Below are 14,148 nucleotides of genomic sequence, written 5' to 3' on the forward strand. Positions count from 1 at the left end.
GGAGGCGTAAGACCGTCACCTGCCGATCGTCTCAGGCCGGACGCCGGATCTTTCGTATCCGCCATGGCGTGGATTCGCGAGGCAACACCGCAGAATTATTGTATGAATAGCGTTCCCGACCCTGCCCGGCGGATCCGCCTCGGCAAGACACCAGGACGCGATTCACCGGCGATGAAATTCAAATACAAGATCATGGGTGCACTGCTGGCGGCGGGGATCCTGCCCATGACCGTCAGTTCCGTGCTCGATATCTCGCGCATGTACACCATGGCCGAAGATGCGGCCCGCGCGGAGATCGCCTCGGTCATCGACCTGAAAGGCGAGATGGTCGAGACATACTTCGGAACCCTCAGTAGCATCGCGCACACGCTTGCCATCAATCCGGTCGTCACCGAGGCGACGCGGCAGTTCACCGCCGCGGTCGACGAACTGGCGGCCTCCGACGAGGTCACCGTGAACACGGAGAGCCTCGAGGAGCGCTATCTCTACCAGCAGGAAAACACGACCGGGGCGACGCCGGCCGACCTGGCCCGGTGGATAACGATCGACCCGCTCGCCGAGAAGCTCCAGCACCTCTACATTTCGGACAATCCGCAGCGGATCGGCGAGAAGCACCTGCTCATGCGGGCGGGGGATCCCAGCCGCTATTCGAGCCTGCACGCGCTCTATCACCCGTACTTCAAGGCGTATCTGGAAGAGTTCGCGTTCTACGACATCTTCCTGTTCGAACCGACCCAGGGACGGATCGTCTATTCGGTCTTCAAGGAACTCGACTACGGCACGTCCTTCATCGACGGGCCCTACAGTGGCTCGGCCTTCGGGCGCGCGGTCCAGCAGATCATCAGCGACCAGTCGGACGGCCTCGTCTTCGTCGACTTCGAACCCTACGAGCCCTCCTACAATCAGGACGCTTCCTTCCTGCTGGCGCCGCTGAAGGAAGAGGGGGAACTGATCGGCATCATCGCCTTCCAGATGCCGGTCGACCGCATCAACGCCATTGTCAACAAGGAGATCGCGGGCTTCGAGACGGCGGAGACCTTCCTGATCGGGGCGAACGGGCAGCTCCGGTCGGTCCCGCAGAATGCCGGCAGCCTCGCCATCGGCTCTTCCCTGTCCAGCGACGTGGTGACCCGCGCCCTCGGGAGTGCCGACGGACAGATCGCGGCCCTGGACCACAAAGGCGTGCCGGTCATTGCCGGGTTCGAGCAGGTGAGCCTGCCCGGGCTCGACTGGAAGATCATCCTCTCCGTGGCGGAGGAGGAGGCGATGGCCGAGGCCAATGCCTCTATCCGCGCCGCGTTGATCGGCTTCGGCGTGGTCTTCCTGCTGATCCTGGCCTCCGGCTATGGGCTCGGCGTCATCCTGCTGCGTCCGGTACAGGCGCTGGGCCGAGACTTCCGGGAGATCGTCGTCAGCGCGATGAGCGGCCTGCACCGGGCCTCGCGCCAGTCCACGCGCGCGGCGGAATCGATGGTCGCGACGGCTGAGTCGACAAGCCGGCAGGGCTCCGTGGTCAAGGAGAACTCGGTCGCCGCCTCGGAGAACGTCGCCGCGGTCGCCGCCGCGATCGACCAGATGGCGTCGTCGATCCAGGAGATCGTCAAGGGCGTCACCAAGACCTCCAGCCTCACCGACGACGCCTCCGGCAGGGCCGACGTGGCGACGACGTCGCTGCAGCAGTTGGAGACCGCGGCACAACGGATCACCGGCGTGGTCAAGCTGATCAAGGACATCGCCAACAAAACCAACCTGCTTGCCCTGAACGCCTCCATCGAGGCGGCCCGGGCCGGTGACGCCGGGCGCGGCTTCGCTGTCGTCGCCGAAGAGGTCCGCAAGCTCGCGGCCCAGACGACCAGTTCCACCGAGGAAATCGGCACGGAGGTCGACAGCGTGACCAAGGCGGTGCGGGACAATGTCGCCGCCATCCGCGAGATCACCGAGGCGATCGCGCTGGTCCGCGAACAGGCGACGGCCATGTCGACCGCGGCCGAGGAGCAGGGCGCCGTGACCTCGGAGATCACCGGCAGCATGGCCGACACCGCCCGGCGCGTCACCGTCGTGGATCAGAACATCGCCGGTGTCGAAGCCGCATCGTCCGACGCGGCCGTGGCGGCGAGGGACGTGATGCAGCAGATGCGCAGCGTCGACGAGGCCGAGCGCAAGGTGACCGAGGCGATCGACGCGTTCCTGAAGAAATTCAAGGACATCTAGCCCATCGTCAACATTGGCAGGGCCGAGGGTTCCTCAGCTCTGGCCCCCCTTGCGCGGCGGGAAGACGATGGAGACCGTCGTGCCCTCCTCGGGCACGCTGTCGATGTCGAGGGTGCCGCCGTGCAGTTCCATCAGGGACTTGCAGATCGCGAGGCCCAGGCCGACGCCCTCGCGGGTGATCATGTGGTCGGTGCGGACCTGGCCGAAGCGCTCCAGCGCCTTCGTGATCTGCGGGCCGGTCATGCCGATCCCCGTGTCGCTGATCCGCACCCGCACCCCGCCATCCTCGGTCCCCTCGGCTTCCACGCTGACCGAGCCGCCCGTCGGCGTGAACTTGATGGCGTTCTCGGTGAGGTTCAGGACGATCTGCTTGATGCGCAGGCTGTCGGCATAGGCGGGCGGGGTGTCCGGCGCCGTGCTGAAGCTGAGCGCGATGTCATTGGCCTTGGCGCGCGGGCTCAGCATCGCGGCGCATTCCCGCAGGACGTCGGCAATTCCGACATATTGCGGGGCGATGGTGAGCTGGCCCGCCTCGATCCGGGCGACGTCCAGGATCTCGTTGATCAGCTCCAGCAGGTGCACGCCGGAATCGTGGACGTAGCGGGCGCATTCCAGATACCGGTCGTCGCCGATCGGGCCGTAGGTGCCGTTGCTGATGATCTGCGAGAACCCGATGATCGAGTTCAGGGGCGTGCGCAGCTCGTGGCTCACATTGGCGAGGAAGTCGGTCTTCGAGCGGTTCGCCATCTCGGCCTGGAGCAGGGCCTCGCGCAGGGCGCGGGTGCGGTCGCGGACATTCCGCTCCAGGTCCCGGTTGGCGGCGTCGACCTCCTCCTTGGCCTGGAGCAGGTTGCGCTCGGCGGTCTTCAACGCGGTGATGTCGGTCTGCAGGACCAGCAGCCCGCCGTCCCGTGTCGGCTTGGCGCGGATCAGGTAGGCGGTGCCGTTGGGACGGATCACCTCCTTGACGATCTCCCGGCCGCTGCGGCGTTCGGCCAGCAGTTCCTGGATCCGGGCCTCGGGATCCACCTCCGCCTTCGGGTCCTTGTCCTTCTGGTTGAGCCGGAGCAGCTGCTCCATCGTGTAGTTGGTGATCTCCTCCTTGGAGGGCACCTCGGGATTGAGCTCGTGGTAGCGGGTGTTGGTGAACACGACGCGCTCGTTGCGGTCATAGAGCCACACACCGTCCGACGAGGTGTCGAGCGCCGAGCGCAGCATCTCGGAGGTGGTGATGCTGCGGGTCAGGTTCCGGGTGAACTGCAGCAGGCCGGTGGCGAACAGGGCGATGCCGGCCAGGGTCAGCAGCATCTCGACCAGGCCGGGCAGGTCGGGGATGGCGAAGCTGCCCATCTCGGAGGCGGCGAAGGCGGCGAATCCGGCCGCCTTCCAGCGCAGCGCGGTGCGGAAGCTGGGCGAATGCGGACGCGAGATCCAGACGAGCGAAAGCGCGATGACCAGAAAGAGAGAGGCCTGAACCGCGTCCAACTGAAATAAGGTCACCGATAAGTCCCAGGAGTTTCCGGTGTCTGGTCGCCAGGATAGCCGAACGGGCCCCGTCATAGAACCGGAAGGCCTGCCCGTACAGCGGTTCCGCCGCTAACTCTGTCCGCCGCGCCGCATCAGACGGAACGCCGCCGGCGCCAGGATCACGATGAAACCGATGCGGAAGATGTGGTGGGTCGCGACGAAGGCGACGTCGCGGCCGAGCGCGAGGGCGATCAGGCTCATCTCCGCGAGCCCGCCCGGAGCATAGGCCAGAACCAGCACGAACCAGGGCACGTCGGTGATCTGCTCCAGCGCGAGGCCGAAGAGGACGCCGAACACCATCAGGATCGCGGTGGAGCCGATGGAGATCTTCACGATCCGGGCGATCTCGCGCACCGGCGTCCCGGCGAAGCGGCAGCCGATGCCGGTGCCCATCACCACCTGGGCGCAGGCGACCAGCAGGCTCGGCGGGCTGGCCTCGGTGACGCCGGCCAGGTGGATGACGCCGGATACGGCCATCGGCCCGACCAGATAGGCGGCGGGTATGCGCAGCAGCTTGCCGATAACCGCCCCGACCACCGCGCAGCCGGCGAGCAGCGCCCAGTCCTGCCAGGCCATGTCGAGCCCGCCCCCCGGTGGCAGCAACGTTCCCGACGGGGTGTAGTCGGCGAAGATCCGGAACACGAAGGGGATCGTCATCACCACCAGCAGGATGCGGGCGGAATGGGTCAGCGCGATCACCCGGTCGTCGCCGCCCATGGCCCGTCCGACGAGCACCATCTCGTTCAGCCCGCCGGGCGAGGAGGCGAAATAGGAGGTGACCGCGTCGTAGCCGCCGACCTTGCGGAAATACCAGGTGACGAGGGCGCCGGCGGTGACCGCATAGACCAGCAGGCCGGCGATCGAGACCGCCCATTCGCCGGCGCGGTCGATCAGCTCGGGCCGGAAGGCGCTGCCCAGCATGACGCCGAGGATGGCGATCATCGCCGTGCGCAGCCGGAAGTCGATGCGGATGTTGGCGCCGGCCACCGAGGCGATGGTGGTGGCGACCATGGCCCCCATCATCCAGGGCAGCGGCAACTGGGCCCAGGCGAAGAGCAGGCCGCCGCCGGCGCCGATCGCCAGCGCCAGGGCCATCGACCCGCGCGGCTTGCCGGTGGTCATCTTGTCGCCGCCGGGCTTTCCCGGGGTCTCCTCGGGGATCAGGTCGTCGTCGGGAGCCGCGCCGCCGGTCTTTCTGTCGTCCTCAGCCATCGACCACCCGCCCCAGGCGCACCGCCGTCTGGCCGGCCGACAGGCGGCGCGACGGCATGATCAGGATGCAGTTGTCATAGGGGGTGACCACCGGCGTGCCGTCGTCATAGCCGAGTACGGTGCCGGCCTGCGCGATCTCTTCCATGCCGAGATACTCCTCCAGGAAGGAGAAGCTCGTCCCTTTCACCGTGACGGTCTCGGTGACCTGGATGATGCGTTGGGCCGGCGGCGGGGCGCGGTGGGCGGCGGGAATGTCCTCCGGCGCCAGGATGCCGGCGGCCACCAGGAACCGGTCGAACGCCTCCTGCGCCACCGGCAGGGTGTTCGCGGCCCAGTGCTGTCCCGCCTCCAGCAGCAGGGCGGCGCGCGGGTCGCCCGGCTCGGCGAAGAAGCCGTAGTCGCGCATCCGGGCGCCGGCGGCGTGGCCGGCATCGACCACGATCGAGGCCGGCGTGCCGACCCGGCGGGCCAGGGCAACGCCCTTGTCGCAGGCCCCGGCCAGCATCAGCGGCTCCACCGGGTTGGCCATGGAATGGATGTCGAGCAGCAGGTCGACCGTGTCGAGCAGCGGCCGGATCGCGCGGGCGCGGGCCAGTTCCACCGACGAGCGCGGCCCGTCCAGGGTGGCGCGGTCCCAGACCCGGTTCATGTCCTCGTCGACGAAGCGCGACAGGGTCGGATAGGACGGATCGAACGAGCGGTAGGCGGCGACGTTGCCGAAGCCCAGGGTCAGCCGGCCGGCGCGGGGTGTCTGGCCGTCGGCGAGGAAGCGGTCGAGCACGATGGCGCCGCACAGTTCGTTGCCATGGGTGACCGCGGTCACCATCGCGTGCGGACCGGGGCGTCCGGAGTCGAGGGTGGTGAAGAACGGGATGCCCGTGTTGCCGCCCCGCCAGCGCGCGATATCGGGGGCCGCAAGCTCGACCGGCCACGACCCGGAGGGAGACGCCCCTGCAGCGGAGGAGCCGGACACAGTCACGCCGTCACCCCGTGGACTGTACCGGGGGACCGCTCGGTTGGGGCAGGGGACATCACTGTATGGCGGTTGTGGTCGATGGGGCGAAAGGGCGGGGGCGAGAGGGCGCGATGCCGGAACGACGCCATTTTCAGGCTATGCCAAGGGCGTGGGGAACACCATAGGACAACCGGCCGGTGGGGCGGCTTTTTGCCGGGGGCCGCGGCATTTTTGCCGGCCAGTGGTGTTGTATGCCTCGGCCGTTTCCGCCATGCTCACGCCTTCGCGCGTGCAACGACACGACTGCGCATGCCAAACAATCCCAATGCAATGATGGAGGCAGGGATGAGTTTTATTCGTCGGCTGGGGGTTACGGCGGTCGCGATGGCGGCCTTGGCCGGCCCGGCTATGGCCGAGGACATTACGATCGGCGTCCGTTCGGAACCGTCGTCCATGGACCCGTATTTCCATAACCTGGGCCCGAACAACGCCATTATCGGCCATGTGTTCGCCCGTCTGGTGGATTTCGATCCGAACCAGCAGATCATTCCGAGCATCGCCGAATCCTACAAGGCGCTGGACGACACGACCTGGGAATTCAAGCTCCGTCCGGGCCTGAAGTTCCATGACGGTTCCGATCTGACCGTCGACGACGTGATCTATTCCTTCGAGCGTGCCGACGGCTATACCGGCGGCAACTCGTCGTTCCGGATCTACACCAAGGGCAAGACCCTGAAGAAGGTGGACGATCTGACCCTGCACATCACGACGGAAGAGCCCTATCCGCTGATGCCGAACGATCTGACCACGGTCATGATCATGTCGTCGGAAGCCAAGGGCACGGGCCAGCCGGACGTGAACAAGGGTGTTGAGGCGAGCGACTTCAACGATGGCACCGCCGCCATCGGCTCCGGTCCCTACAAGTTCGTGGAGTGGAAGAAGGGCGACCGCATCGTCATGGAGAAGTATGACGGTTACGTCGGCCCGTTCGAGCAGACCTGGGACAAGGTCACCTTCCGGTTCATCCCGTCCGAGCCGGCGCGCGTTGCCGCCCTGCTGGCCGGCGACGTGGACATGATCGACAACGTCCCGACCTCCGACATCGCCACCCTTGAGAAGAACAAGGACGTGTCGCTAAGCGACGGCGTGTCGAACCGCGTGATCTACCTGCACCTGGACCAGTTCCGCGAGAAGTCGCCCTTCGTCACCGACAAGGACGGCAACCCGCTGGACAAGAACCCGCTGCTCGACCCGCGGGTGCGCAAGGCGATCTCCATGATGATCAACCGCCCGGCTATCGTCGAGCGGGTGATGGAGGGCGTTGCCCTGCCGGCCGGCCAGCTTCTGCCGGACACGTTCTTCGGCCGCTCGCCGAACCTGAAGCCGGAGAAGTATGACGTCGCCGCGGCCAAGAAGCTGCTGGCGGAAGCCGGCTATCCGGACGGCTTCGGCCTGACGATCCATGGTCCGAACGACCGCTACATCAACGACGCCAAGATCTGCGAAGCGATCGGCCAGTTGCTGTCGGCGGCCGGTATCCCGACCAAGGTCGTGACCATGCCGAAGAACGTCTTCTTCTCGCGCGCCTCCAAGGGTGCGGACGGCGAGCCGGAGTTCAGCTTCGTGCTTGTCGGTTGGGGCTCCGGCACCGGCGAGGCCTCCTCGCCGCTGAAGTCGTTGCTGGCCACCCACGACCCGTCCAAGGGCTGGGGTGCCTCCAACCGCGGCCGTCACTCCGACCCGAAGGTCGATGCCCTGATCGGTCAGGCGCTGGCCACGGTGGACGACGAGAAGCGTGGCAAGCTGCTGGCGGAGGCGACCGACATCGCCATCGGTCAGAACCAGGGCATCATTCCGTTGCACTACCAGGTGAACACCTGGGGTACCCGCAAGGGCCTCGAGTACCGGGCCCGTACGGACGAGCGGACGCTGGCCTACGACCTGGTGAAGGTCAACTGATCGACCGATCCTAACGAGGGGCGCGGCCGGCCGCGGTCGGCCGTGCCCCAATAAAAAAGAATCCCGTTTCGGCTTGCCTCCCGCGGGGGTCCATGTGAGACCCGTCGCGGGACAGGTATTATGAGAGGTCGGTGATGACGGTCTTCATCATCAGACGATTGATGCAGGCGGCCCTGGTCGTCCTGGTTATGTCATTTCTGGTGTTCTCGGGCGTCTTCCTGGTGGGGGACCCGACCGAGATCCTGGTGGCGGATGACGCCGACCAGGCGGAGCGCGAGGCGGTCATCGAGAGCCTCGGCCTCGATAAGCCGTTCCACATCCAGTATCTGCGCTTCCTGCAGAAGGCGGCCCAGGGCAATCTCGGCGAGAGCTTCGTGTTCAACGAGCCCGCCCTGCAGCTCATCATGGACCGGCTGCCGGCGACCATGGAGCTGGCAGTCGCGGCCCTGCTGATCTCCGTCGTCCTGGGGATTCCGCTCGGAGTCATCGCTGGCCTGCGGCCCGAGGCGGCCTATTCCAAGGCCATCATGACCGGGTCGATTCTCGGCTTCAGCCTGCCGACCTTCTGGGTCGGCATCATGATGATCCTGCTGTTCTCGGTGCAGCTCGGCTGGCTGCCCTCGACCGGGCGCGGCGACGAGATCTATTACGTGCTCGGCTTCCCGACCTCGCTGCTGACCCTGGACGGCTGGAGCCACGTGCTGCTGCCGGCGATCAACCTGGCGCTGTTCAAGCTGTCGGCGGTCACCCGTCTGGCCCGCGCCGGCACCCGCGAGGTGGTGCATCAGGACTACGTCAAGTTCGCCCGGGCCAAGGGATTGACCGACCGCCGGGTGATCTTCGTCCACGTGCTCAAGAACATCCTCATCCCGGTCGTCACTGTGCTCGGCCTTGAGTTCGGCGGTCTGGTCGCCTTCTCGGTGGTGACCGAGACCATCTTCGCGTGGCCCGGTATCGGCAAGCTGCTGATCGACTCGATCGGCCTTCTCGACCGGCCGGTGATCGTCGCCTACCTGATGATCATCGTGCTGCTGTTCGTCTTCCTGAACCTGCTGGTCGACATCTGTTACTCTCTGCTCGATCCGCGGGTCCGCTTGCAGGACATCAAGGCATGACTGCGATCCAAGAAGAAACCGCGGTCGAAGAGACCGTCGCGAAGTCCAAGGACGCGGCCGTCGAAAGCCCGTTCAAGCGGATTCTGTCCGACTATATGGAGAGCCCGGTCGCCGTGATCGGCGCGATCGGGGTGTTCCTGGTCATCGTCATCGCGGTGCTCGGGCCCTGGCTGGCGCCGACTGATCCGTACGACCTGGCGGCGGTCAGCTTCATGGACAATCTGCTCGCACCCGGCGAGACCATGGCCAACGGCACCGTCGCCTGGCTCGGCACCGACGGGGCCGGCCGCGATCTGGTCAGCGCCATGATCTACGGGCTGCGGATCAGCCTGGGCGTCGGCGTCGGCTCCGGCATCATCGCCCTGATCATCGGCTGCACGCTCGGCATGATCGCCGCCTATTTCGGCGGGCGGACCGACATGATCATCATGCGCATCGTCGACATGCAGCTCTCCTTCCCGGCGATCCTGGTGGCGCTGATCCTGCTCGCCGTGGTCAAGGGCGGCCCGAACGAGCCCGGCTATTTCGCGGTGTTCAAGATCATCGCGGCCCTGGTGGTGGTGCAGTGGGCCTACTACGCCCGCACCATCCGCGGTTCGGCGCTGGTCGAACGGCGCAAGGAATACGTCGAGGCGGCGAACTGCCTGGCGCTCAGCAATTCGCGGGTGGTGTTCCGCCACCTGCTGCCGAACTGCATCGCGCCGATCATCGTCGTCGGCACCATGCAGACCGCGCACGCGATCTCCCTGGAGGCGACCCTGTCGTTCCTCGGTCTCGGCCTGCCGCAGACCGAACCGTCGCTGGGCAAGCTGATCTCCAACGGGTTCGACTACGTGATGAGCGGCAAGTACTGGATCACCGTGTTTCCGGGGCTGGCCCTGCTGTTCATGATCGTCAGCATCAATCTGGTCGGTGACCGGCTGCGCGACGTGCTCAATCCGCGACTGCAGAAGTAAGAGGGGACACCGGTGGCCAATTCCGACGTTCCGACACTCGAGGTCCGGAACCTGCAGACCCATTTCTTCACCCGCGCTGGCGAGGTGAAGGCGGTCAACGACGTCTCCTTCACCGTGCGGCCTGGGCAGGTCCTGGGCCTGGTGGGCGAGTCCGGGTCCGGAAAGACCGTGACCGGCTTCTCCATCATGGGGCTGGTGGACGAACCGGGCCGCATCGTGGGCGGCGAGATCCTGTACAAGGGCGAGAACATCGCGAACGCCCCGGACGAGCGCATGCGCCGTCTGCGCGGCAACAACATCGCGATGATCTTCCAGGACCCGATGATGACCCTGAACCCGGTCCTGCGCGTCGACACGCAGATGATCGAGGCGATCCAGGCGCATGAGAAGGTCAGCCGCGACGAGGCCTGGGAGCGGTCGCGCGCTGCCCTGGAGCAGGTCGGCATCCCGGCGGCGGAGGAGCGGTTGCGCTCGTACCCGCACCAGTTCTCCGGCGGCATGCGCCAGCGCGTCGCCATCGCCATCGCGCTGCTGAACAAGCCGGACCTGATCGTCGCCGACGAGCCGACCACCGCGCTCGACGTGACCATCCAAGGCCAGATCCTCTACGAGGTGCAGAAGCTCTGCGAGGAGACCGGCACGGCGATGATCTGGATCACCCACGACCTCTCCGTCGTGGCCGGTCTGGCCGACGAGATCTGCGTCATGTATGCCGGTCGCGTGGTCGAGCATGGCACGGTGGACGACGTGCTGGACAACCCGGCCCATCCCTATACCCACGGCCTGATCAGCTCGGTGCCGAGCCGCAACAAGCGCGGCCAGCCGCTGGCCCAGATCCCGGGCATGACGCCGTCGCTGCTGAAGCTGCCCAAGGGCTGCCCGTTCAAGACGGGCTGCCCCCGGGTCGGTCCGGACTGCGACATCGAGCCGGAGATCACCCATCCGGTTCCGGCGCGCGACGTGCGCTGCCATTACCCGGTCGCGGCGGGCGAGACCGCCGCCGTTCCGACGCCTGAGGTGACCGCATGAGCGCCGCAACCGAACACGACACGACCGCCGCCCCGACGGCCGAAAAGCCCATCGTCGAACTGCGTCACGTCTCCAAGCGCTTCGTGAAGTCGCTGGATGCCGCCGCCAAGATCGCCAACATCTTTGGCGCCGGGCTGAAGGACGAGATCGTCCATGCGGTCGACGACGTGTCGATGACCATCGCCGATGGCGAGGTCGTGGGCCTGGTGGGCGAATCCGGCTGCGGGAAGTCCACCCTCGGCCGGGTGGTGGCCGGGGTGCATCCGGCGACCACGGGCGAGGTGCTGTTCCGCGGCCGCGAGCTGTCGACCCAGACCTCCGCCGAGGCGCGGGATACCGCACTGAAGGTCCAGATGATCTTCCAGGACCCGATGAGCTCGCTGAACCCGCGCATGCGGGTGCAGGACATCGTCGGCGAGGCGCCGAAGGTGCACGGCCTGGTCGATGCCAAGGGGGCGGAGGAATACGTCGCCGAAATGCTCGTACGCGTCGGACTCGACCCGACCTACGCCCGGCGCTATCCGCACCAGTTCTCCGGCGGCCAGCGCCAGCGCATCGGTATCGCCCGCGCGCTCGCCGTGAACCCGGACTTCCTGGTCTGCGACGAGTCCGTGGCCGCGCTGGACGTGTCGATCCAGGCCCAGGTGCTGAACCTGTTCATGCGCCTGCGCGAGGAGTTCCACCTCACCTACCTGTTCATCAGCCATGATCTCGGCGTGGTGGAGCACCTGTCGGACCGGGTCGTGATCATGTATCTCGGCCGGGTGGTGGAAACGGCGAAGACCGAGGACATCTTTGCCGACGCCAACCACCCCTACACCCAGGCCCTGCTGGCCGAGGTGCCGCGGCTCGACACCCGCAAGCGCAAGTTCGTGCCGGTGAAGGGCGAGATCCCGTCGCCGCTGAACCCGCCGCCGGGCTGCCACTTCCACCCGCGCTGCCCGCATGCCCATGCGCGCTGCAAGGCGGAACAGCCGCTGCTGAAGGAGATCGCGCCGGGCCGCTGGTCCGCGTGCCACCTGAACGATCAGGCATGACGTCTCATCAGTCGGATCCCGACGACCTGATCCCCGGCGTGCTGTGGCGCCGGGACCCGGTGGTCGAGGCGATCCCGCTGGTGGTGGACAGCCCGCATAACAGCACCGACTGGCCGGCCGATTTCGACCATGTGGTCACCGAGGCCGAACTGATGACCTCGGTCGACCGGTTCGTGGATGAGCTGTTCGGCCATGCGCCCGCGGTCGGCGCCACGCTGATCGCCGCCCAGTTCCCGCGCGCCTATATCGACCCGAACCGGGCCGAGGACGATCTCGACCTGGCGCTGATCGAGGGCGACTGGCCGCTGCCGGTCAATCCGGGCGAGAAGACCGACTACGGGATGGGCGTGGTCCGCCGCTACATCCTGAAGGGCCGGCCGATCTACGACCGGAAGCTCTCGGTGGCGGAGGTGATACACCGACTGGAGACCTATCACCGGCCCTACCACGCCGCGGTCGCCGCCGCGATGGAGGCTGCCCACGGGCGCTTCGGGCAGGTGTTCCACATCGACTGCCATTCGATGAAGCCGGTCGGCAACGCGATGAACGTGGATGCTGGGTCGGCACGGCCCGACATGGTGCTCAGCGACCGGGAAGGGGCGACCTGCGACGCCGATTTCATCCAGACGGCGGCGGAACTGCTGCGGGATCGCGGGTATCGGGTGTCGATCAACCATCCCTACAAGGGTGCCGAGCTGGTCGCCCGGCATTCGGATCCGGCGGCGGGTCGGCACTCCCTGCAGATCGAGCTGAACCGGGCGCTCTACATGGACACCGAGAGCTTCGAGAAGACGGACGGGTTCGCGGCGTTGAAGGCGGATCTCGACGGGTTTCTCGACGGCATGGCCGCCTTCGTGCGGGCGCGGGTGGGGTAGGGGGCTCTCCTCAAGAAAAAGCAGCTACTCCCCGTCCCGGACCTGATCCGGGATTATTCCGGGGCAAGGCATCGGCGTGACGGACCGCTGAATAAGAGCCTCCAAGGCTCCCGTGAGCTCTGCTCTGGATCCCGGCTCGAGGCCGGGAAGACGGGGAGGTGAGCCGCCGTTTCTCTTCTCGTCTTCCCGGCCTTGAGCCGGGATCCAGATTGAGAGCCGCTGGAAGGCTCGAGAGTGAACTCCGCTTCCCCCGTCACGCCGATGCCTTGCCCCGGAATAAATCCGAGGAGTGCGGTGAGGGGGAGAGGTAGGCTCCCTAAACCACCGTCCCCTCCGCCCGAGTCAGCGCGCGATACTTCTCCATCAGCGCCGTGGTCATCGGTCCCGGGATCGGCCCCTTCAGCGGCTTGCCGTCGATCGCCTTCACCGGCACCAGCTCGCCCACCGTGCCGCAAATGAACACCTCGTCCGCGGTCACGAAGTCGTAGACCGACAGGTCTGCCTCCTTCGCGCCCCAGCCCTCCGTCCGCGCCATGTCCAGGAGGATGCCGCGGGTGATGCCGACCACGATGTAGGTGGGGTGCGGCGTCATCAGCACGCCGTCCTTCACGCAGAACATGGTGGTGGAGTTGGTCTCGGCCACGAAGCCGCGGTCGTCCAGCATGATCGCCTCGTCGGCGCCCTGCCGGTTGGCCTCGATATTGGCGAGGATCTGGTTGAGCTGGTTGGTGTGGTGGATCTTGGCGTCGATCACGTTCGGCGAGGCCCGGCGCAGGGTGGAGGTGATCAGCGTGATTCCCGCCTTGTCGAAGATCGGCGGCTTGTGGTCGACGAAGGCGACGATGGAGGCCGGGCCGAGGTTCAGCATCGGGTTCATGCCGGTCATCCGCTTGCGCCCGCGGGTGACCTGCAGGCGCATGTGAAGATCGGTGGTGAGTTCGTTGGCGGCGAAGGTCTCGCGCACGATCTTCGCCATCCCCGCCTGATCGACGCCCGGATCGATTTCGAGCATGGTCAGCGCCTCGAACAGCCGGCGGATATGCGCCTCCAGGCGGAACACCTTGCCGTCATACAGCCGGATGCCCTCATAGGCCCCGTCGCCGTGGCAGAACCCGCTGTCGTAGATCGAGATCACCGCCTCCGATTTCCGGACGAGGCGGCCGTTCACATAGACGATGGTGTCGGTATCGGGGATCTGCATGGCGGGTTCCTCGGGGCGCGTCGATGGGTTGGTGTGCGCTCGGTACCTTATCCCATCCCCGTCTTCCCGGC

Annotated in this window: 11 protein-coding genes; 7 read left to right on the plus strand and 4 right to left on the minus strand. The window is 66.6% G+C overall.

Annotation, left to right across the window (positions count from 1 at the left end):
* Positions 1 to 171 precede the first annotated feature (171 nt).
* Positions 172 to 2,211, plus strand: coding sequence for a methyl-accepting chemotaxis protein (locus ACOQOP_RS03795; RefSeq protein ID WP_420564990.1), 2,040 nt, complete (start codon positions 172 to 174; stop codon positions 2,209 to 2,211).
* 33 nt (positions 2,212 to 2,244) lie between these two features.
* On the opposite strand, the gene ACOQOP_RS03800 is transcribed toward ACOQOP_RS03795, so the two are convergent.
* The 3 genes from ACOQOP_RS03800 to ACOQOP_RS03810 form a co-directional block, all read right to left on the minus strand.
* On the minus strand, positions 2,245 to 3,711 hold the full coding sequence (locus tag ACOQOP_RS03800; RefSeq protein WP_420564991.1) for an ATP-binding protein: 1,467 nt from the start codon (positions 3,709 to 3,711) through the stop codon (positions 2,245 to 2,247).
* A gap of 96 nt (positions 3,712 to 3,807) precedes the next feature.
* A complete protein-coding gene (locus tag ACOQOP_RS03805; RefSeq protein ID WP_420564992.1) occupies positions 3,808 to 4,950 on the minus strand; it encodes an AbrB family transcriptional regulator in 1,143 nt (380 codons plus the stop codon).
* Positions 4,943 to 5,929 carry a succinylglutamate desuccinylase gene (locus ACOQOP_RS03810; RefSeq protein ID WP_420564993.1) on the minus strand — a complete coding sequence of 329 codons (987 nt, stop codon included), beginning with the start codon at positions 5,927 to 5,929 and terminating at the stop codon, positions 4,943 to 4,945. Before ACOQOP_RS03810 ends, ACOQOP_RS03805 begins: the two co-directional genes overlap by 8 nt.
* Before the next feature lie 321 nt (positions 5,930 to 6,250).
* Between ACOQOP_RS03810 and ACOQOP_RS03815 the strand changes: the two genes are divergently transcribed.
* The 6 genes from ACOQOP_RS03815 to ACOQOP_RS03840 all read left to right on the plus strand — a co-directional run bounded on the left by ACOQOP_RS03815 (position 6,251) and on the right by ACOQOP_RS03840 (position 12,876).
* The gene (locus ACOQOP_RS03815) at positions 6,251 to 7,864 is read left to right on the plus strand and encodes an ABC transporter substrate-binding protein (protein WP_420564994.1); all 1,614 of its coding nucleotides are present in this window, start codon (positions 6,251 to 6,253) and stop codon (positions 7,862 to 7,864) included.
* 134 nt (positions 7,865 to 7,998) lie between these two features.
* On the plus strand, positions 7,999 to 8,979 hold the full coding sequence (locus ACOQOP_RS03820; protein ID WP_420564995.1) for an ABC transporter permease: 981 nt from the start codon (positions 7,999 to 8,001) through the stop codon (positions 8,977 to 8,979).
* Complete coding sequence (locus ACOQOP_RS03825) at positions 8,976 to 9,935, plus strand: ABC transporter permease (RefSeq protein ID WP_420564996.1); 960 nt, start codon at positions 8,976 to 8,978, stop codon at positions 9,933 to 9,935. Before ACOQOP_RS03820 ends, ACOQOP_RS03825 begins: the two co-directional genes overlap by 4 nt.
* Before the next feature lie 12 nt (positions 9,936 to 9,947).
* On the plus strand, positions 9,948 to 10,964 hold the full coding sequence (locus ACOQOP_RS03830; protein WP_420564997.1) for an ABC transporter ATP-binding protein: 1,017 nt from the start codon (positions 9,948 to 9,950) through the stop codon (positions 10,962 to 10,964).
* Positions 10,961 to 12,001 carry an ABC transporter ATP-binding protein gene (locus tag ACOQOP_RS03835; RefSeq protein ID WP_420564998.1) on the plus strand — a complete coding sequence of 347 codons (1,041 nt, stop codon included), beginning with the start codon at positions 10,961 to 10,963 and terminating at the stop codon, positions 11,999 to 12,001. Before ACOQOP_RS03830 ends, ACOQOP_RS03835 begins: the two co-directional genes overlap by 4 nt.
* On the plus strand, positions 11,998 to 12,876 hold the full coding sequence (locus ACOQOP_RS03840) for an N-formylglutamate amidohydrolase (RefSeq protein WP_420564999.1): 879 nt from the start codon (positions 11,998 to 12,000) through the stop codon (positions 12,874 to 12,876). The genes ACOQOP_RS03835 and ACOQOP_RS03840 overlap by 4 nt, the downstream gene beginning before the upstream one ends.
* A gap of 316 nt (positions 12,877 to 13,192) precedes the next feature.
* On the opposite strand, the gene ACOQOP_RS03845 is transcribed toward ACOQOP_RS03840, so the two are convergent.
* Complete coding sequence (locus ACOQOP_RS03845; RefSeq protein WP_420565000.1) at positions 13,193 to 14,077, minus strand: aminotransferase class IV; 885 nt, start codon at positions 14,075 to 14,077, stop codon at positions 13,193 to 13,195.
* Between the last annotated feature and the right edge of the window lie 71 nt (positions 14,078 to 14,148).

The organism is Thalassobaculum sp. (assembly GCF_965223715.1).
GTDB lineage: Bacteria > Pseudomonadota > Alphaproteobacteria > Thalassobaculales > Thalassobaculaceae > Thalassobaculum.

What these genes read in the sequence shown, in the direction of transcription:
- ACOQOP_RS03795 (WP_420564990.1), top strand. Translation starts at nt 172, where the DNA reads ATGAAATTCAAATACAAGATCATGGGTGCACTGCTGGCGGCGGGGATC.
- ACOQOP_RS03805 (WP_420564992.1), bottom strand. Translation starts at nt 4,950, where the DNA reads ATGGCTGAGGACGACAGAAAGACCGGCGGCGCGGCTCCCGACGACGAC.
- ACOQOP_RS03815 (WP_420564994.1), top strand. Translation starts at nt 6,251, where the DNA reads ATGAGTTTTATTCGTCGGCTGGGGGTTACGGCGGTCGCGATGGCGGCC.
- ACOQOP_RS03820 (WP_420564995.1), top strand. Translation starts at nt 7,999, where the DNA reads ATGACGGTCTTCATCATCAGACGATTGATGCAGGCGGCCCTGGTCGTC.
- ACOQOP_RS03825 (WP_420564996.1), top strand. Translation starts at nt 8,976, where the DNA reads ATGACTGCGATCCAAGAAGAAACCGCGGTCGAAGAGACCGTCGCGAAG.
- ACOQOP_RS03835 (WP_420564998.1), top strand. Translation starts at nt 10,961, where the DNA reads ATGAGCGCCGCAACCGAACACGACACGACCGCCGCCCCGACGGCCGAA.
- ACOQOP_RS03840 (WP_420564999.1), top strand. Translation starts at nt 11,998, where the DNA reads ATGACGTCTCATCAGTCGGATCCCGACGACCTGATCCCCGGCGTGCTG.
- ACOQOP_RS03845 (WP_420565000.1), bottom strand. Translation starts at nt 14,077, where the DNA reads ATGCAGATCCCCGATACCGACACCATCGTCTATGTGAACGGCCGCCTC.